At 71.4% G+C, this 19,796-nt stretch carries 14 protein-coding genes; 12 read left to right on the top strand and 2 right to left on the bottom strand.

Annotated elements, in window-relative coordinates; translation table 11 throughout:
• Positions 1-46 precede the first annotated feature (46 nt).
• Positions 47-703, bottom strand: coding sequence for an MBL fold metallo-hydrolase (locus LZ198_RS02065; RefSeq protein WP_253970136.1), 657 nt, complete (start codon positions 701-703; stop codon positions 47-49).
• A gap of 103 nt (positions 704-806) precedes the next feature.
• Between LZ198_RS02065 and LZ198_RS02060 the strand changes: the two genes are divergently transcribed.
• From LZ198_RS02060 to LZ198_RS02005, 12 genes are all read left to right on the top strand, one after another.
• Entirely contained in the window at positions 807-1,478 is a 672-nt protein-coding gene (locus LZ198_RS02060; RefSeq protein ID WP_253970135.1) for a hypothetical protein, read from the top strand.
• Positions 1,479-1,928: 450 nt separating this feature from the next.
• A complete protein-coding gene (locus tag LZ198_RS02055; RefSeq protein WP_253970134.1) occupies positions 1,929-4,304 on the top strand; it encodes a DNA gyrase/topoisomerase IV subunit A in 2,376 nt (791 codons plus the stop codon).
• Positions 4,305-4,316: 12 nt separating this feature from the next.
• Positions 4,317-6,248: a DNA gyrase/topoisomerase IV subunit B gene (locus LZ198_RS02050; RefSeq protein ID WP_253970133.1), complete on the top strand. Its 1,932-nt coding sequence runs from the start codon at positions 4,317-4,319 to the stop codon at positions 6,246-6,248.
• A 109-nt stretch (positions 6,249-6,357) separates the two neighbouring features.
• A complete protein-coding gene (locus tag LZ198_RS02045; RefSeq protein WP_253970132.1) occupies positions 6,358-7,875 on the top strand; it encodes a PEGA domain-containing protein in 1,518 nt (505 codons plus the stop codon).
• A gap of 56 nt (positions 7,876-7,931) precedes the next feature.
• On the top strand, positions 7,932-9,143 hold the full coding sequence (locus LZ198_RS02040; RefSeq protein ID WP_253970131.1) for a PEGA domain-containing protein: 1,212 nt from the start codon (positions 7,932-7,934) through the stop codon (positions 9,141-9,143).
• A gap of 48 nt (positions 9,144-9,191) precedes the next feature.
• The gene (gene sppA / locus LZ198_RS02035) at positions 9,192-11,669 is read left to right on the top strand and encodes a signal peptide peptidase SppA (protein WP_253970130.1); all 2,478 of its coding nucleotides are present in this window, start codon (positions 9,192-9,194) and stop codon (positions 11,667-11,669) included.
• Positions 11,670-11,929: 260 nt separating this feature from the next.
• Positions 11,930-13,495 carry a transcription termination factor Rho gene (rho, locus tag LZ198_RS02030; RefSeq protein WP_253970129.1) on the top strand — a complete coding sequence of 522 codons (1,566 nt, stop codon included), beginning with the start codon at positions 11,930-11,932 and terminating at the stop codon, positions 13,493-13,495.
• Positions 13,496-13,547: 52 nt separating this feature from the next.
• Positions 13,548-13,814, top strand: coding sequence for a hypothetical protein (locus LZ198_RS02025; RefSeq protein ID WP_253970128.1), 267 nt, complete (start codon positions 13,548-13,550; stop codon positions 13,812-13,814).
• Positions 13,815-13,817: 3 nt separating this feature from the next.
• Entirely contained in the window at positions 13,818-15,719 is a 1,902-nt protein-coding gene (locus tag LZ198_RS02020) for a DUF4129 domain-containing protein (RefSeq protein ID WP_253970127.1), read from the top strand.
• Positions 15,712-17,001, top strand: coding sequence for a DUF4350 domain-containing protein (locus tag LZ198_RS02015; protein WP_253970126.1), 1,290 nt, complete (start codon positions 15,712-15,714; stop codon positions 16,999-17,001). Before LZ198_RS02020 ends, LZ198_RS02015 begins: the two co-directional genes overlap by 8 nt.
• Positions 16,998-17,996, top strand: coding sequence for an AAA family ATPase (locus LZ198_RS02010; protein ID WP_253970125.1), 999 nt, complete (start codon positions 16,998-17,000; stop codon positions 17,994-17,996). The genes LZ198_RS02015 and LZ198_RS02010 overlap by 4 nt, the downstream gene beginning before the upstream one ends.
• Complete coding sequence (locus LZ198_RS02005; RefSeq protein WP_253970124.1) at positions 17,993-19,300, top strand: DUF58 domain-containing protein; 1,308 nt, start codon at positions 17,993-17,995, stop codon at positions 19,298-19,300. Before LZ198_RS02010 ends, LZ198_RS02005 begins: the two co-directional genes overlap by 4 nt.
• A gap of 13 nt (positions 19,301-19,313) precedes the next feature.
• Here LZ198_RS02005 and LZ198_RS02000 read toward each other — a convergent pair whose 3' ends face one another.
• Positions 19,314-19,751 carry an inorganic diphosphatase gene (locus LZ198_RS02000; protein ID WP_253970256.1) on the bottom strand — a complete coding sequence of 146 codons (438 nt, stop codon included), beginning with the start codon at positions 19,749-19,751 and terminating at the stop codon, positions 19,314-19,316.
• Between the last annotated feature and the right edge of the window lie 45 nt (positions 19,752-19,796).

Below are 19,796 nucleotides of genomic sequence, written 5' to 3'. Positions count from 1 at the left end.
TGGCCGGTTCCTGTGCACCGCGCGCGTTCCGCGGTGGGACGCGGCCTCACTTCCTCGGGCGCATGCGGAACGCGACGAACGACGCCACGTCCGGAAAGGCGAAGTAAGGGTTGTGCCGCCGCACGTCCCCCATGGGCGAGACGGGCACGTCCGCGTAGTCGTGGCCCGGCCACAGCCGCGTGGTGTCCGGCACCTTGAGCAGCACCTGCGACAGCGAGCGGTACATGTCCTCCGGGTTGCCGCCCTTCAGGTCGCACCGCCCGCACCCGCTGATGAACAGCGTGTCCCCGGACACGAGCGAGTCACCGGCCAGCAGGCAGTGGGAGCCCGGCGTGTGTCCCGGCGTGTGCAGCGCCTGGAAGGTCTCCGCGCCCACCGGCACCGCGTCCCCCGGCCCCAGGGGACGCAGCGCGTCCTTCAGCTCGCGCAGCTCCTCCGAGAAGTCGACCTCCGCGCGCTGGGCGTAGACGGGCACGTCGTGCCGGGCCAGCAGGTCCGGCAGTCCGTTGATGTGGTCGAAGTGGCAGTGCGAGACGAACGCGCCCACTACGCGCTTGCCGTCCTCCGTCACCGCGCGCTCGATGGCCGCCACGTCCCAGGCGGGGTCCACCACCAGGACCTCCGGTGAATCGGCGGCGCCCACGAGGTAGACGAAGTTGTCCATGGGTCCCAGCTTGAGCTGGCGTACGTACGGGTTGCGCATGGTCCTGCCTCCCTTGGAACGCCTCAGTCTAACGCCGAGGACTTGATGCGGCCGCGCCTTCCCTCTTGAATGGGTGGCTTTCCACCCTGGAGGACCACGCCCCGTGAAACGCGTCCTGCCACTGCTCGTCTGCACCCTGCTCGCCGGTTCGAGCGCGCTCGCCAAGCCCAAGGAGCGCTCCACGTTCCGGTACACCGCGCCCGCGGATGGCGAGCGCCCCGTCATCGTCGACGCCGTCATCGGCCCCCAGGGCAGTGACTTTGCCATGCGCCTGCGCTTCGACAAGGAGCCGTGGGGCGAGGCGTGCAAGAACCGCTGCGCCAACACCACGCTCCTCATCGACACGGACAACAGCAAGCAGACCGGCCTGAAGCTGGCCGCCGGCGCGCCTGGCAACGGCGCCGACCTGGCGATCATCATCCAGGGAATGAGGGACCACGCGCAGGAGGGCGGGAGCGCCCAGACGTGGCTGCGCGTCAAGGTACGCCTGCTGGGCAACGAGGCCAGCAGCGTGGACGACGGCGAGCTGCTCGCGGAGCTCAGCCACCGCCAGGACACCGACCGCATCCAGTCCGACGACAAGACCGTCTACCTGCTCATCGACGCCACCAGCGCCTCCCTCCCCTCGGCGCGCAAGGCGCGCGTCGTCTACCAGCCCCCCGGAGGCAAGCCCATCCAGGTCGCCATCTCCGGCATGATTGGCGGCGGGGGCGGCAAGGGCGTGCGCATCTTCAAGGACGGCAACTGGGGCCGCGCGCCCACCGCGAATCCCTGAGCCTCACGACGACGCGGGCGGGCCGAGGTGGACCTTTCGGGTCCCGCCGACGCGGGAGGTCCTCCGGCCGTATCCCACCTCCACGCCCGCCATGACGTGGCGCGTCCTGGAATCCCCCAGAAGACGCGCTTTCGCGGCCAGCCTCCCGCTTCGGACCAGGCGCCCTGTCGCCTGTCCGCCCACACCGGCCGTGCCGCCTCCGAACCCTCCCTGCAGGTCATCCGCCCCGGAATTTCGCGGGGTTGGAGGTCGGTTCCATTTGGACGGAGAACTATACGGGCGTATAGGTGGGACGTCTCCGAGTATGCGCAACCCCCCGAATTCGTTCCAATTGTCAGGGGGCCATGGTAGTCCCGCCGCTTTGTTACAGAGTCCCGACCCCGTGTAGCGGAGTGAGTGAGTCACGCACCGCGTTCGGGTACGAGACGTTCTCACCTGGGTTCGACGAGCATGCGCGCAGAAGCCGAAAAGAAGACGTCCAAGAAGCAGGGAGCCTCGGGCGGCGGAGGCGGAGCCTCGGGCGCGGCGGGTGGCGGCGGCGAGGGGTTCGTGCCTGCCTCCCTGGCTGAGGAGGCGCGGCGCCGGTATCTCAACTACGCGGTGTCGGTCATCACCTCCCGCGCCCTGCCGGACGTGCGCGACGGCCTCAAGCCCGTGCAGCGCCGCATCCTGTACGGCATGTGGAACGACCTGAACCTGTCGTTCGACACCAAGTACCAGAAGTGCGCGCAGGTCGTCGGCGCCATCATGGGTCGCTACCACCCGCATGGCGACGCCTCCATCTACGACGCGCTCGTGCGCATGGCGCAGGACTTCTCGCTGCGCTACCCGCTGGTGGACGGGCACGGCAACTTCGGCTCGCTGGACGGCGACTCCGCCGCGGCCTACCGCTACACCGAGTGCCGGCTGGACAAGCTCGCCACCGAGATGCTCCAGGAGCTCGAGCGCAAGACGGTGGACTTCCGGCCCACCTATGACGGCACGCGCAACGAGCCCATCGTCATCCCCGCGCGCGTCCCGCAGCTCCTGATGAACGGCACCACGGGCATCGCCGTGGGCATGGCCACCAACATCCCGCCCCACCACCTGGGCGAGCTGGTGGACGCCCTGGTGGCGCTCGTCGACAACCCGGAGCTCCAGACGAAGGACCTGCTCAAGTGGGTCAAGGGTCCGGACTTCCCCACCGGCGGGCAGATCCTCAACGACAAGAAGGAGCTGCGGGAGATCTACGAGTCGGGCCACGGCTCCATCCGCATCCGCGGCGAGTGGGACACCGAGGAGCTCAAGCGCGGCGGCACGCAGATCATCATCACCTCCATCCCCTACACGGTGAACAAGTCCACCCTGGTCGCCAAGATCGGCGAGCTGGTGCGGGATCGGAAGCTGCCGCTCATCGTCGACGTGCGCGACGAGTCCACCAAGGACGTGCGCATCGTCCTGGAGCTGAAGAAGGACGCCAACGCCGAGCTGGTGATGGCGTACCTCTACAAGCACACGCCGCTGCAGACGACGTTCGGCGTCAACCTCACGTGCCTGGTGCCCAGCAAGGACAACCCGGACGTGGGCACGCCGGACCGGCTCGACCTCAAGCGCATCCTCCAGTACTTCCTGGACTTCCGCTTCGGCATCGTCACCCGGCGCTTCCAGCACGAGCTGGGCGAACTCCAGAAGCGCGTCCACCTGCTCGAGGGCTTCGAGAAGGCCTACGACGCGCTGGACGAGATCATCCGCATCATCCGCCAGTCCGAGGGCAAGCAGGACGCGGCCCAGAAGTTGATGGCCCGCTTCAAGCTGGACGAGCTCCAGGTGGACGCCATCCTGGAGATGAAGCTCTACAAGCTGGCCCGCCTCGAAATCCTGGTCGTCCAGAAGGAGCTCAAGGAGAAGCGCGCGGAGATCAAGCGCATCGAGGGCATCCTCCGGGACAAGAAGAAGGTCTGGGGCACCGTCAAGGACGAGCTGGGGGAGATCAAGGGCCGGTACAACGACAAGCGCCGCACGAAGATCGGCGGCGCGGGCTCGGAAGAGGTGGAGTTCAACGCGGACGCGTTCATCGCGGACGAGGACGCCCACGTGGTCGTGACGCGCGACGGCTGGGTCAAGCGCATGCGCGAGGTGAAGGACCCGGCATCCACCCGTCTGCGCGAGGGCGACGCGGTGATGACGGTGCTCGCCGGCAGCCTGAAGGCGAACCTGGTGCTGTTCAGCAACTTCGGCACCGCCTACGTCACGCGCTTCAACGACATCCCCGCGTCCACCGGCTACGGCGACCCGGTGCAGAAGCTGTTCAAGTTCGACGACGGCGAGCGCATCGTGGCCTCGCTGTCGCTCGACGCGCGGCTGCCGCGCCCGGCGAAGCTGGTGGGCGTGACGAAGCACGGCCTGGGCATGCGCTTCCTGCTGGAGCCGCACCTGGAGGTCTCCACGCGCGCGGGCCGGCGCTACGCCAAGACGGGCGAGGGCGACGAAATCATCGGCGTGCAGCCGGTGGGCGAGAAGGACCTGCTCGCCGTGCTCACCCAGAAGACCAACGCCCTGGTGTGCAAGGTCGCCGAGGTGAACGAGCTGGCCGGTCCGGGCAAGGGCGTCACCGTCATCAAGGTGGACGAGGGCGACCAGGTGGTGGACTTCCTCGCCGTCGCGCCCAACGACAAGGACGCGAAGCTGGAGTTCGAGACGCAGAAGGGTCGCAAGCTCTCGCTGGCCCCCTCCAAGTACGGAGTGACGGGCCGCGGCGGCAAGGGCCATGAGATGTCGAAGCGCGACACGGTGGAGAGCGTGGCCCGGCCCGTCGTCTTCATCCAGTTGCCCGAGAAGAAGGACTAGCCAGAGGACGCCATGGCGACGAAGAAGGGAAGCTACACAGGCGAAGACATCCAGGTCCTCGAGGGCCTGGAGCCGGTCCGCAAGCGCCCGGCCATGTACATCGGCGGCACCGACAGCACGGGGTATCACCACCTGCTGTGGGAGATCGTCGACAACTCGGTGGACGAGGTCATCAACAACTTCGCCACCCAGGTCGACGTCACGCTCCACAAGGACGGGCGCAGCATCACCGTGGTGGACAACGGGCGCGGCATCCCCGTGGACACGGTGGCGAAGTACAAGAAGCCGGCCCTGGAGGTCATCTTCTCCACCCTGCACGCCGGCGGGAAGTTCGACCAGGGCAACTACGTCCACTCCGGCGGTCTGCACGGCGTGGGTACGTCCGTGGTCAACGCGCTGTCGCGCAAGGTGCTGGTGGAGATCAAGCGCGACGGCAAGAAGCACGTGCAGACGTACTCGCGTGGCAAGACGACCAGCCCGCTCAAGTTCGAGGGCCCGGCGCGCGGCAGCGGCACGTCGATCACGTTCGAGCCGGACCCGGAGATCTTCGGCGACAAGCAGAAGTTCGACTCGGAGCTCATCCGCGACCGGCTGGAGGCCAAGAGCTACCTGCACAAGGGCATGATCGTCGTCTACAAGGACGAGACGGCCAGCCCCGCGGTGACGCACACCTTCAAGCACGACGGTGGCATCGCCGAGTACCTGGGCAAGCTGGTATCGGACCGGCAGAAGGCGCTCGTCCCGGCGGGCAGCGCGCCCTTCTACCACTCGCGCGACAACGGCGTGCGGCTGGAGGTGGCGTTGGCGTGGACGGAGGCCACGGACGAGTCCGTCCGTTCCTACGTCAACGGCATCCCCACGCCCATGGGCGGCACGCACGAGGCGGGCCTGCGCAGCGCCATCGTCAAGGCGGTGCGCAACTACATCGAGACCCACGAGCTGACGCCCAAGGGCGTGACGCTCACCGCGGAGGACATCCGCGAGGGCATCATCGCCATCCTGTCCGTCTACGTGGTGGAGCCGCAGTTCCAGGGCCAGACCAAGCAGCGCCTCAACAACGTCGAGGTCAACAGCCAGGTGGACGGCGTGCTGCGCCCCGCCCTGGAGAAGTGGCTCAACGACAACAAGAGCATCGCCGAGGCGGCGGTGGCCCGCATCGTCCTCGCCGCCCGCGCGCGTGAGGCCAGCCGCGCCGCGTCCCAGGCCGTCAGCCGCAAGTCGGCCGTCAGCCACCGGCTCAACCTGCCGGGCAAGCTGGCGGACTGCTCGTCCACGGACCCGAACCAGAGCGAGCTGTTCCTGGTGGAAGGTGACTCCGCAGGTGGCTCCGCCAAGCAGGGGCGCGACCGGCGCACCCAGGCCATCCTCCCGCTGCGAGGCAAGGTGCTCAACGCGGAGCAGGCGTCCACCGACAAGGTGGCCACCAACAAGGAGCTCCAGGACATCGTCAGCGCCCTGGGCTGCGGCATCGGCACGGACTTCGACATCACCAAGCTGCGCTACGGCCGCATCTTCCTGCTGATGGACGCCGACAGCGACGGCCACCACATCGCCACGCTGCTGCTCACGTTCTTCTACCGGCACCTGCGCCCGCTCATCGAGAGCGGCGCCGTCCACATCGCCCAGCCGCCCCTGTTCCGCGTGGACATCGGCAAGGAGACGTACTGGGCGCTGGACGAGGCGGACCGCGACCGCATCATCCGCGAGAAGGCCAAGGGCAACGCCAAGCCCAACATCATGCGCTTCAAGGGTCTGGGCGAGATGACGGCCGACGAACTCAAGCAGACGACGCTGGACCAGAAAAACCGGATGAGCCTGCGAGTCACGATCGACAACCCGTTGGAGACGGACCGCGTCATCAACGACCTGATGGGCCGTGACGTGAGCGCGCGCTTCAAGTTCATCATGGAGCGCGCGGGCGAGGTCGAGGCGCTCGACGTCTAGCCATCGGTCAGGCTGCCGCGCGGCGGGGTCCTCCCCGCCCCGGACCTGCGGGTCGGTTCAGGGCGGGGGCTCGTGACGGGGCCCCCCCGCTCGGCTAGCATCCGGCGCCGTGACCACGTTCCGCAGACTCGCCCTTCTCCTCTCGCTGCTGCTGGCCGTCCTTCCCGCCCACGCCCAGACGGCGCGGAAGAAGTCGACGCGCAAGAAGGCCGTGACGACGAAGGTGTCGAAGAAGAAGCCGGGGAAGGCCCCGAAGCAGAAGACGCCCCCCGAAGAAGACGACGTCCAGGAGACGGACGAGGTCGACTCCACGGAGCCCATGGTGTTCGGGGACTCGGAGGACACCGGCGACGCCAGGCCGACGCCGAAGCCCCCTCCCCCGGCCGTGGCCCAGCCCAAGGCGCCCCCCGCGGCGACCGAGCCCGCGAAGCCCACCGTCGCGCAGCCGCTGACGCGGCCCTCCGTCGCGGCGGCCGCAGGTCCGCTCGCGCTCTTCTCCGTGGCCCGCACGCCCGACCTGGCCGACGCGGCGCAGAAGCTCGAGGGTGAGCTCACGCACCACCTGAAGAAGGGCGGCGACGTGCAGTTCGTCGACCTGGCCCTCGCCTTCCCCGCGCAGGAGCCCGTGGTGCTGACGAAGGCGGACGGCCTCTACGAAGAGGGGCGCGCCGCCTACGACAACCTGGACCCCGAGGCCGCCGAGTCGCGCTTCCGCGCGGCGGCCGAGGCGTACGAGAAGGCTCCGGCGGACCTCCGCGTGGAGCGATTGGGCGAGACGTACCTGTTCCTGGGCGCCTCGCGGATGCTCAACGGCGACACGGCCGGCGCCCGGGAGGCCTTCCTGCGCTCCGTGGTGGCCGACCCCGCCGCGCGCCCGGACGCGGCCCTCTTCGGCCAGGACGTGCAGAAGGCCTTCGACGAGGCGCGCGCCGAGACGAAGGCCCGCGCCGCGGGCACGCTGATGGTCCAGTCGCAGCCCGAGGGCGCCCAGGTGCGCGTGCACGGCCGGGACGTGGGCGTCACGCCCCTGGCGGGCGTGGCGGTTCCCGCCGGCCACCACCCGGTGCTGGTGGTGATGCCCGGACACGAGCCGTATGCCGAGTACGTGGAGGTGAAGCCCTCCGGCGCCGCCACCGTGAAGGCCTCGCTGGCGCCGGTGCCGGGGCTCGTCGCCCTGCGCGAGTCCGCCGCGCGCTCCGCGTCCGCCGCGGCGTTCGAGGCGGAGGCCCCGTCGACGGAGACGCTGGGCGTCGCGGATCGGCTCGACGCCCGCTACCTGGTGCTGACGGCCGTGTCGCACGACAAGAAGGGCCGGCTCCAGGCGGAGCTGCAGGCGTGGGACGTGCTCACCCGGGCCCGGCTGCGCGGCGTGAGCATCGACCTGACCGGGCGCGACCCGAAGAAGAGCGCCGCGGCCGCCGCCGAACAGGTGCGCACCTTCATGAAGGGGGAGCTGGCCCCCAAGGCGGGCCAGGGAAGCCCCGTCGCCAGCGACTCGGTGCTGCGCAAGCCATGGTTCTGGGCCGTGGTCGGTGGCGCGGCGGCCGTCACCGCGGGCGCCGTCTTCGTGGCGACCCAGGACAAGGGGCGCCCGTTCAACCCCGTCTCCGGCGGAATCGGATTCTGAGGCGCGGGTTGAATGCCCGGCCCGTCGCTCGCGTCGCCCGTTTCAGAGGTCACCCCATGAGAGCCCTCCTCCTCGCCCTGCTCCCCACGCTCGCCCTGGCGGCACCGCCCGCGCAGACGCGGCGTGTCACCAGCATCCTCGTGCCCATGGATCCGGACTCAGAGGCCGGCAGTGTGCAGATGGAGAGCTACATGAACGACGCGCTGGGGAACTTCGCCGGCTTCACGGTGCGCAAGCCGGAGGAGATCTTCGGCCTGCCCGGCGACCCCAACGCCCAGTCCGCGCTGGAGCGCGCGCGCAAGGGCTACACGGAGAGCGCCGCCGCCTTCGACAAGAAGGAGTACGACGACGCGGAGGCGAAGATCCGCGCCACGCTGAAGGAGCTGTCCGGCGCGCCGGCGGCCATGCGCGGCTGCTCTCCCCTGTGCGAGTCGCTGGCGCTGTACGCCGCGGTGCTGCACCTGCGCGGCGACGTCGAGGAGGCCAAGCTGGTGCTCATCGACCTCATCGCCGTGTCGCCCACCTTCGAGCTCAACCCCAAGCGCTTCAGCCGGGACTTCATCGCCCTGCGGGTCCAGGTGGCCACCGGCCGCTCGTCGCTCCTGCGCGGCAGCGCCACGGTGAAGTCGCGTCCGGCGGGCGCGCGCGTCTACGTGGACGGCGACCTGGTGGGCTACACCCCGGTGACGATTCCCGCGCTGTCCGTGGGCAAGCACCTGCTGCGGCTGGAGCGCCCGGGCTTCCGTCAGTACGGCCAGCTCATGGAGGTGACGCCGGACGACGTGGAGGTGAGCGCGGACCTGGCGCCCACGGCCGCCTACAAGTCCTTCGACGGGCAGTTGGACCGCGTGGCCAGCGAGGTGTCCCGCGGCATCTCCCAGGCCAACGGCGTCTCCAGCCTGGGCAAGTCGCTGGGGCTGGAGCGGGCGATGCTGGGCACCATCAAGGCGGCCGGCGAGGGCTCCGAGGTCATCCTCGGCTACTACGACATCCGCACCGGCAAGAAGCTGGGCGGCCGGCGCGTGGTGCTCCAGGGCGACGAGTTCGGCCAGCTCAAGCAGGAGATGGAGCGCATCGTCAATCAGCTGGTGAACAACGCCGAGGGCGGTGGGGAGAAGGTCGTGCGCAGCGCCGACCCGCTCGACGGCAAGGGTGGCATGGAGGACTGGGGCGCGGAGGACCGCGGCGGCAAGACGCGCTCCCAGGACAAGAAGCGCAAGGCGGGTGACGACCCGCTCGACGGGGTGTCCGGAACCGAGGACTGGTGACCCGAGGCGCTTGTCCCGGGACGGGCAATGCCTAGAGTCCCGGGTCTCATGCGCCTGCTCGCCCTCCTGCTGCTCCCGTCGCTCGCGCTGGCCCAGACGAGCAACATCGTCCAGCCCCCCGTCCCCACGCGGGGCATGACGCTGCCGCCCACGGGCGCGGCGCTCATCGACGAGGCCCCCGCCCTCTCGCTCAACCCCGCGGGCCTGGGCTTCGTCGACTCCGCCCAGCTCTTCTACCTGCACGAGCGCAACCTCGAGGAGGACAGCCTGGGTGACGGCGTCTTCCTGGGCGCGCGCCTGTTGGGCCTGGGGCTGGGCGCGTCCATGGAGTGGATCCGCGGCCACGACGAGCCGCACTACCGGCGCACGACGCTGGGCCTGTCGCTGGGCACGCGGACGCTGCAGTTGGGCGCGTCGTGGCACGCCTTCAATTCGGACGACGCCGACATCGACGCGCTGGACACCTTCGACGTGGGCTTCACCGCGCGGCCCATGCGGGCCTTGTCGCTGGCGGCGGTGGCCAGGGACCTCAACGCCCCGCGCGAGGGGGCGTTGAAAATCAAGCGCAGCTACGACCTGGGCCTGGGGGTGCGCCCGCTCGGCGAGCGCTTCACGCTGGGCATCGACTGGCTGTTCACCGAGGGCGCCTTCCGCGAGGGACAGGCCACCTACACCCTCCAGGCGGAGGTCATCCCCGGCCTGCGGCTGGGGGCCGGCGTGTCCCACGGCTTCGTGGACGCGGTGCCGGTGGCGCTCCAGGTTTCGGCGACGGTCGACAGCCGACACCTGGGCCTGACGTACGCGGTCGGCGGCGGGAGCGACGGCACCGACCACGTCATCGGCGTGCGCCTGTCCTCGGAGAGCTACCGCTCGCTCAGGGCCTCGGGCGGCGTGGTGACGCTGCTGGACCTGAACGACGCGCTGTCCGGCGGGGGCACCGCGCTCTCGACGCTCCTGGGCATCAGCGCGACGGACCCGTACCTGCGGCTGTCGCGCTGGCTGGACCTGGCGGAGAAGGACCCGCGGCTCGCGGGCGTGGTGCTGAAGATGGAGGGCCTGCCCGACGTGGACTGGGGCAAGGCGGAGGAGCTGCGTCAGGCGGTGCTGAGGCTGCGCGCCGCGGGCAAGCGGGTGATGGCGGTGCTCCTGACGGTGGACGACCGGGGCTACTTCATCGCCTCCGCGGCGGACCGCATCTACGCGGTGCCGGAGTCGTTCCTTCAGGTCAACGGCCTGTCCGCGCAGCTGCTCACGGCGGGCGGGACGATGCAGAAGCTGGGCGTGCACTGGGACGTGGCGCGCGTGGGCAAGTACAAGACGGCCCCGGAGCAGCTCACCCTGGACGTGGCGAGCGACGCGGCGCGCGAGTCCGCCAACGCGCTCCTGGACACGGAGGTGGCCTGGTACGAGCGCGCGGTGACGGAGGGCCGCAAGGTGCCGCTGGAGAAGCTGCGCGAGCTGTGGGTGGAGGGCCTGCCCACGCCCAGGCGCGCCCAGGAGCTGGGCTTCATCGACGGCATCATCGCCCCGTCGGAGCTGGACGCGAAGGTGCGCGAGCTGGTGCCCCGGGGCCACTTCAGCACGACGTACGGCCCGCGCGACGAGCGCGAGGGGCGCTGGGGTCGCCGCCGTCGCATCGCCGTGGTGCCGGTGCTCGGCAACATCGCCGGGGGGCGCAGCCGCGAGGACCCGCTGGGCTTCAGCCGCATCGCGGGCGCGGAGACGGTGGTGCTCGCGCTGGAGGAGGCGAAGTCGGACCCGTCCGTGGTGGCCATCGTGCTGCGCGTCGACTCCGGCGGTGGGGACGTGCTGGCCTCGCACCTCATGTACCAGGCGGTGCGGGACGCGGCGAAGGCCAAGCCCGTCATCGCCTCCATGGGCGACACGGCGGCCTCCGGCGGCTACTACGCGGCCATGGCGGCGAAGGAGATCTACGCCCTGCCCACGACGGTCACCGGGAGCATCGGCGTGTTCTACATCAAGCCCGCGCTCCAGGGCCTGCTGGGCGACAAGCTGGGCCTCACCGTGGAGAGCCTGCCCCGCGCGCCCATGGCCGACCTCTTCTCCATGTGGCGCCCGTGGACACCGGAGGAGCAGGTCACCGCCCAGAAGTGGGTGGACGCGTCCTACGACATGTTCATCACGGAGGTCGCCCAGGCGCGGAACATGGACAAGGCCGCGGTGGACGAGGTGGCGCGGGGCCGCGTGTGGAGCGGCAGCGACGCGCTGGCGCGGGGCCTGGTGGACCGGCTGGGGGGCCTGCACGACGCGGTGGCGTCCGCGCGGCGTCACGCGGGCATCCCGGACAGCGAGGAGCTGGACCTGCAACTGATGGGCGAGGCCCGGGGCTTCTTCTCCGGCGCGGGCGGGGAGCCGGGGGTCCGGGCGGCGCTCGCCCTGCTCCCCCAACCGCCCCAGGCCCTCCCGCCGTCCCTGGTGGAGCTGGCCCGGGAGGCGGGGCTGAGCGTGGAGATGCTGACACCCGGGATGAAGGCGATGCTGCCCTTCACCCTCACCATCCGCTGACGGCGCCGGGAACGGGCGGGAGGTCCGGCCCCCAACACCGGGCCGAAAAAACCGGGAGCGCGCCGCGCTTCCTCTGTTAGTGTTCCACATGCACCCCGGTCGGCTTCCGGGCCGCCAGGGTGCTCCAGGGACCGGCGGTTTCGGCCTGCGTACCCAGGGCCCCGCGCCCGGTTCCCTGTCCCACAGCCTGAGTCACCTCGCGTCCCCCCGCCATCCCCTCGGGACGGCCCCGTGTGGGACGCCATCGGTCTGGAAACCCCATGAGTGAAAATTCCGACAACCGCGACCCCCGTGATGCCCCCCCGATTCCGGCGGCAGCCCGCCCCGCGCCGCCTCCCGAGGTGGACGACGAGGGGGGCGACGACGGCGACGACGACGGGGGTGACGAGGGCGAGGGCGCGGGCGGCGGTTCCGCCCCCGGTGGCGGCCCTGGTGGACAGCCCGGGCAGGCGGGCGGCCGTCGCCGTCGCCGCCGCCGCCGTCGTCGTGGCGCGCAGGTGCTCTTCACGCCGGACGGTCAGGCCTACCGGATGACGGCGGGGCCGGACGGCCAGCAGGTGCAGGTCTTCCTGACGCCGCAGGAGCTGGAGCAGTACCGGCAGCGGCAGGCCCAGCAGCAACAGCAGCAGCAGCAGCAGCAGCAGACCCCGGGCGGCGGCGGCCAGCAGCAGCAGCACCCGCGCCAGCAGCACCACGGCGGCGGACAGAACCAGGGCGCGCAGCAGGCGAACCTGACCCCGGTGGAGGGCGTGCTGGACACGGAGGCGAAGGGCCCCAACGCGTTTTTGCGTCAGCTCAAGCGCAACCTGCTGGCGGCGCCGGACGACCCGGAGCTGCCGAAGAACCTGGTGCAGAAGCTGCGGCTGCGGCAGGGCCAGTACCTCACGGCCTTCGCGCAGATGCGCGGCCACAAGGGCGTCATCCAGCGCGTGGACACGGTGGACGGCCGGCCGCTGGACGGCGCGCCCCGCCTGCCCCACTTCGCGGACCTCACCTCCGTGGACCCGACCGACCGGCTCAAGCTGGAGAACGGCCACAAGGAGATGGTGACGCGGGTGCTGGACCTCGTCTCGCCCATCGGCAAGGGGCAGCGCGCGCTCATCGTCGCGCCGCCGAAGACGGGCAAGACCATCATGCTCCAGCGCATCGCCCAGGCGGTCATCTCCAACCACCCGGAGGTGCACGTCATGGTGGTGCTCATCGACGAGCGCCCCGAGGAAGTCACGGACATGCGCCGCAGCATCAAGGCGGAGGTGCTCGCGTCCAGCTCGGACCGGCCCACCGGTGACCACCTCAAGGTGGCGGAGCTGGCCCTGGAGCGCGCCCGCCGCCTGGTCGAGGCCGGGCGGGACGTGGTCATCCTGCTCGACTCCATCACCCGCCTGGCGCGCGCCTACAACAAGGAGACGGACAACTCCGGCCGCACGATGACGGGCGGCGTGGACAGCCGCGCGCTGGAGCGCCCCAAGCGCATCTTCGGCGCGGCGCGCGCGACGGAGGAGGCCGGCTCGCTGACCATCATCGGCACGGCGCTCATCGACACCGGCAGCCGCATGGACGAGGTCATCTTCGAGGAGTTCAAGGGCACCGGAAACTCCGAGGTCACCCTCGACCGGCTCCTGGCGGAGAAGCGCGTCTTCCCGGCCGTCAACATCTCCCAGTCCGGCACCCGCAAGGAGGAGAAGCTCTTCAGCATGCGGGAATACGAGAAGGTGAAGAAGCTGCGGCAGATGCTCTTCTCCGTGAAGCCGGTGGAGGCCATGGAGGCGCTCGTCAAGCGGCTGTCGCGCTACACCTACAACGACGAGTTCCTCGACGAGCTGTAGCCCCTCGTGGTGGCAGTGGTGCAACGGGCCCTGGATTGCGTAAGGTGGCGGCATGATTCAGGGCTCGGGCCGCTGCCACTACCACCCGGAGCGCGCCGGCCTCGGCGTCTGCGTGGAGTGCCGGCGCGTCATCTGCCGGGAGTGCACCACCCAGTTCGAGGGCATCAACCGGTGCGCGTCGTGCCTCTCCACGCGGCTCAAGGCGCTGGAGGGGCCGGGCGAGCGGCGCGAGTGGACGGTGGGCAACGTGCTGCTCGCCGTCGTGGGAATGGGCATCGTCTGGGTCGGCATGCTGGCCCTCGCGGCGGCGGTGAGCTGACCCATGGCCGTCTCCGCGCTCGAGCTCCGCCCCCGCTCCGCCCTGGCCCTGTTGGACGCCGCGCTCCGGCTGTGTGCGCGCAACACCGGCGTCTGGGCCCTCACCCTCCCCGGCGGCGTGGCCGTCATCGCCGCCGTGCTGTACGTCGTGGAGGAGGCCCGGCTGGGGCACCCGCTGTTCGTCCCCGCCCTGGCGCTCACCGCCGCGTGGTACCTGCGGGGCCTGTGCCAGGGCGCGGCGACGCACCACGTGCAGGCGCTGCTGCTCGACGGCGCGGCGGAGCCCTCCATCGGGGCGTCGGTGAAGGCAGCGCTCCAGCGGCTCCCCGGCCTCCTCGTCGCGGTGGGCTACCTCTTCGCCTTCAACTGGCTGGTGCTGCTGCTCACGCTGGGCATCGGCTTCTTCCTCTTCGCCGCGCAGGGCGTGGGCTACGCGGTGGTGATGCAGGGGCGCGGGCGGCTCCTGGGCCTGTATGGGCTGTGCACGCGGCAGTTGGGCCCCGCGCGCGGCACCGCGCTGCAGGTGCGCCTCCTCATGGCCGTCCAGGTCCTGGTCTTCGTCAACCTGCACGCGGGGGCCAACTTCCTGCTGTTCCTCCTGCGCAAGCTGGTGGGCATCGACCTGACGTTCGCGGAGCGTTTCGCGTCGCTGGACAGCCCGCCGTGGCTGCTGTTCCTCGCCTCCCTCACCTTCGCGCTCTTCGAGCCCGTGCGCGCCGCGACCGCGACGCTGCTGCTGGTGGACGGGCGTGTGCGGCAGGAGGGCCTGGACCTGCTCGCCGCCGTGCAGCAACTGCCGGCGCGCAACACGGGCAAGCCCCTGGGCTCGCGCCACGCGGCCGGGCTCGCGCTGGTGCTCGTGGCCGGCGCGCTCCTGACGGCCCCGCCCGCGCGCGCCGACGACACCCCGGCCCGCCCCCCCGTCGCCTCCGGCAAGGACGCGGCGAAGCGCCTCGAGGCCGTCACCACCGCCTGCTCGGACGAGGAGCATCCCCCGACCCGTGACGCCCGGCTCGACGTGCTCGGGGAGCTGGGCCCCGCGGAGCAGGGCAAGCTGCAACGGCTGGTGCGCGCCGTGGAGCGCACCGCCTACGACGAGGAGGACTGCGACGCCGCCATGTCCCTGCTCGAGCACGGCCTCGTCCAGGGCGCCGCGACGGCCGGGCCCTCCTCCGGGACGGACGCGCGGGCCGCGTCCTCGAGGGCCCGCGACATCCTCGCCCGCGCCGAGTTCGCGGTGGCGCCGCCCAAGGAGGTCGCGCCCAAGGAGGAGGCCCCGCCTCCCGAAGTCCCGGGCTGGTTCCGCCGCTTCCTCGACTGGCTGGGGGAGCTGCTCAAGAAGCTCTTCGAGCGCGACGCGGCGCCCGAGCCCTCCGACCCGTCTTCCTCCTTCGTGAGCGCGAACACCGTCGCCAACGTGCTGGTGATGCTGCTGGTGACGGCCACGCTCGTGTTGCTGGGCGTGGTGCTCATCCGCGTGCTGGGGGGCCCCCGGAAGGCGCGGGCCCAGGAGGCGCTGGAGGTGGCCACGCTCGACACCCGGAGGCTGGCCGGAGACCCGATGCACGCGCTGTCGCGTCCCCCCGAGGGCTGGGCCCACCTGGCCGACGAGCTCGCGGCGAAGGGGCAGTACCGCGAGGCCGTGCGCAGCCTGTACCTGGCGCTGCTGTCGCGGCTGCACCGCGACGGGGCCATCCTGTACGACGTGACGCTGTCGAACTGGGACTACCTGCGCCAGTTCAAGGGGCGCGCCGAGTGGAAGCCGCGCTTCCGCGAGCTGACGCTGCGCTTCGACTTCGCGTGGTATGGCAACACCCCCGTGGGCAGCGCGGGCTACCAGGAGTTCCGCACCCTCACCGCGCCCATGCTCGCGGCCGCGCCCACGCCGGAGGCCGCCGGTGCGTGACCGTTTCCCATGGCTGGTGGTGGGCCTGCTGGTGCTCACCGGGGTGCTCGGCACGTACCTGGTCCAGGGCGCGCGCCGTGGCGAGTTCGCCGACACGCTCTCCACCTTCCGCGCGCAGGAGGACGGCGCTCGCGCCCTCTACCTCTTCGCGGAGGAGAGCGGCCTGCCCGTCACGCGCCGCATGTCGGACCTGCGCGTCATCTCGAAGGACGCGCCCGCCCTGCCCGTGCTGCTGGCGGTGGAGGTGGCGGGCGCGCGCGAGGACGACCTGGAGCAGACGCAGCTGGCCTCCGACGAGCCGGACGCCGGCCTGTCCGACGAGGACGTGCCCCGCACGGGCTTCAATACGCTGCGCACGAGCGCCCTGGAAGACAGCGAGGTGACGCAGGTGCTGGAGCGCGTGGCCGCGGGGGGCTCCCTGGTCTACGTGCCCTGGGGCTCGCGGGAGAACCCGCTCCTGGACGCGCTGGGCGTCAAGCTGATGAAGGCGGACACGACGCTGCCCATGCGCACGCTGGTGCCGCCCATGCCCACGCCCTACACGCGCGGCGTGGAGCGCGTGGAGGTGAAGGTGCAGGCCTTCTTGGAGCTGCCCGCGCCCGCGGTGCCGGTGCTGGAGGACGAGCGCCTGGGCTTCACGGTGGCCGCCGTGGTGCCGCACGGCCAGGGGCGGGTGCTGGTGGTGGGCGCGCCCGAGCTGGCGATGAACCGGGGGCTCGCGCGCGCGGACAACGCGCAGTTCTGGCTGAGCAGCCTCGCCGCGCTGGGGCCCGGCCCGTACGAGTTCGACGAGTTCCACCACGGCTTCACCAACGAGCGCTCGGTGGTGGACTTCGCGCGGCGCTACGGGCTGCAGTTCGCGGTGCTCCAGTTGTTCGCGGGCGTGCTGCTGTGGTCCCTGGCGCTCAAGCGCTTCGGCCGGCCGCAGCCCCCTCCCGAGTCCGCGCGCGTGGGCGCCACCGACGCGCTGTTCGCCATGGCCCGGCTGTACCGCGAGGGCCGCCACCACGGCTTCGCCGCGAAGCTCGTCTCCCGCGGGCTGACGCAGGAGCTGGCCTTCCACGCCGGGCTCCCGGCGCACGCCTCCCCCACGGCCACGTGCGAGGCGCTGGCCGAGCGCGGACGCAAGGACCTGGCCCAGGGCCTGGGCGACGTGACGGCCCTCTCCGAGACGGCGGCCAGCGACGCCGACATCCAGCAGCTCGCCGCGATGGCGGCCCGGCTGCGACAACGCATCCACTCCGCCGGCAACGCCCGGCGCAGCACTCCCGGAACCTCATGAACGCGACCGACTCCCTCCATTCGCTCGTCCCCTCCGGCTCCGCCGTGCAGGCCGCCAACGCCATCCGCGACGGCGTGCTGTCCCAGGTGCGCAAGGCCGTGGTGGGGCAGGACGAGGCGCTGGAGCTGATGCTGTGTGGCCTCATCGCCGGTGGCCACATCCTGCTGGAGGGTGTGCCCGGCGTGGCCAAGACGCTGATGGCCAAGGCGCTGGCGCGCGGCATCGGCGCGGACTTCAAGCGCATCCAGTTCACCCCGGACCTGATGCCCGCGGACATCCTCGGCACGAGCGTCTTCGACCTGAAGTCCCAGGCCTTCGTGCTGGTGCGCGGCCCCATCTTCACGGACCTCTTGCTGGCGGACGAAATCAACCGCGCGCCCGCCAAGACGCAGTCCGCGCTGCTGGAGGCCATGCAGGAGCGCGGCGTGTCGCTCGAGGGCCGGCACATGCCGCTGTCGCCCCTCTTCACGGTGTTCGCCACGCAGAACCCCGTGGAGTCCGAGGGCACCTATCCGCTGCCCGAGGCGCAGCTCGACCGCTTCCTGTTGAAGATCGACGTGGGCTACCCCTCGCCGGACGAGGAGGACGCCATCCTCGCGTCCGTGCACCGCGGCTTCGACGCGGGCGACCTGACGCGGGCGGGCGTGGGCCCGGCCGTGACGAAGGACGGCATCCTGGCCGCGCGCGCCGCGGTCAACGAGGTCAACGTGGAGCCGCCGGTGCTGACGTACATCCGCAAGCTGGTGGCGGCCACGCGCGCCTCGGGCCGCATCCGCCTGGGCGCGGGGCCGCGCGCGGGCGTGCACCTGCTGCTGGCGGCCAAGGCGCTGGCGGCGCTGCGCGGGCGCAGCTTCGTCACGCCGGATGACGTGCGCTTCCTGGCGGGCCCGGTGCTCAAGCACCGCCTGCTGCTGTCCCCCGACGCGGAGCTGGACGGCGCCACGCCCTCGGAGGTGCTGCGCGAGGTGGTCCAGTCGGTGGAGGTCCCGCGGTGATTCCCACGGGGCGCCTGTGGGCCCTGGTGGCCCTGCTGGCCGTGCCCATGATGGCCGCGGGCTTCATGCCGGGCCTGGGCGGCGCGGTGCTGGCGCTCGACGCGCTGGCGCTGGTGCTGGCCGGCGTGGACTTCCTCGTCGCGCGCGCGGCGCGGGTGGAGGTGCTGCGCAGGCTGCCACAGCGGCTCAACGTCGGCGTGCCCAACAAGGTGGAGCTGCGGCTGGTGCACCGGGGCACGCGCGCGGTGGAGCTGCGCGTGAAGGACAGCGTGCCGGAGTCGTTCACCGCCGCGCCCGACGAGGCCTGGCTGGAGGTGGCCCCCCAGAGCGAGACGCGCTGGGTGTACCGGGTGACGCCGTCCAAGCGCGGGCGCTTCGACTTCGGGGACATCGCGGTGCGCGTGCAGGGGCCCCTGGGGCTGGTGCAGCACGAGCGCGCCATCCCGGCCGCGCAGGCCATCTCCGTGTACCCGGACCTGCGAGGCGCCAACCGCATGCTGCTGTCCGGGGCCATGCTGGACCTGGTGAACCTGGGCCTGCGGCAGCTTCGCCGGGACGGCCGGGGCAGCGAGTTCGCCCGCCTGCGCGACTACGCCCAGGGCGACAGCGGGCGCGACGTGGACTGGAAGGCCACGGCCCGCCGGGGCAAGCCGGTGACGCGGGTGATGGAGTCGGAGCGCTCGCAGTCCATCCTCATCTGCGTCGACGCGGGCCGCTCCATGGCCGCCCAGGTGGAAGGGCTCACCAAGCTGGACCACGCGGTGAACGCGGCGCTCTTCCTCGCCTTCGTCGCCGTGCGCAACGGGGACCGCGTGGGGCTGGCGGTGTTCGCGGACGGCGTGAAGACGTACCTGCCCCCCGCGGCCGGACGCGGGCAGTACCGCAAGATCGTCGACGCGCTCTACTCGACCACGCCGCACCTGACGTACGTGGACTACCTGGCGCTCTTCAAGGAGCTGAACGTCCGCCTCACGCGGCGCAGCCTGCTGTGCGTCTTCACGGACTTCCTCGACGAGGAGCAGGCCGCCACCATGGTGGCCCCGCTGCAACGGCTGGCGCGGCGCCACGTGCCCCTGTGCCTGTCGGTGAAGGACACCGCGCTCCAGAACCTGCTGCGCACCCCACCCTCCGGTCCCGAGGAGGGCTTCCAGCACGCCGTGGCGTCGGAGCTGCTCGTGGACCGCGAGGCCCTCAAGGCCCGGGTGAGCCAGGGCGGCGTGCAGATGCTCGACGTGCAGCCGGATGACCTGAGCCTCGCGGCGGTGAACCGCTACCTCGACATCAAGGCCCGGGGCGTGTTGTAGCCCCCGCGCGTGCTCAGGAGGCGAAGGACGCCGACGGTGGCGGCAACCAGCCGACGAAGCGCGTGTCCGGCACGTCGCCGCGCACGCGGTGCAGCCCGCGCTTGAAGAAGGCGTAGACCCGGAAGAAGGTCTCCAGCCCGGCGCGCTCCGCCTCGCTCAACGGCGCCATGGCGCAGACGACCTTCGGGTCGCCCCGGCCCGCGTCGATGAAGCCGAGGACGCCCTGCACCGGCATGCGCACGCGCAGCCCTCGCGCCAGGCGAGGCCCCATCACCACCGCGTCGAGCGGGTCGCCGTCGTCCGACATCAGGCCCGGGATGCTGCCGTAGTTGTACGGGCAGGGCAGCGGCGACACGAAGTCCACGGAGCCGTCCGCGCGGCGCTTCACGAAGGAGAAGCGCGGGCACTCGATGAGGACCTCGGGACTGGGGGGCAGCGGGGGCAGGGACATCGGCTCGGGCACGGCGAACGGGTGTAGCACGCCGCCGCGACGTCC

The organism is Myxococcus dinghuensis (assembly GCF_024198235.1).
Lineage (GTDB): Bacteria > Myxococcota > Myxococcia > Myxococcales > Myxococcaceae > Myxococcus > Myxococcus dinghuensis.
The sequence above is the reverse complement of the archived record's forward strand: the minus strand, read 5'-3'. Positions and strand labels throughout refer to the sequence as shown.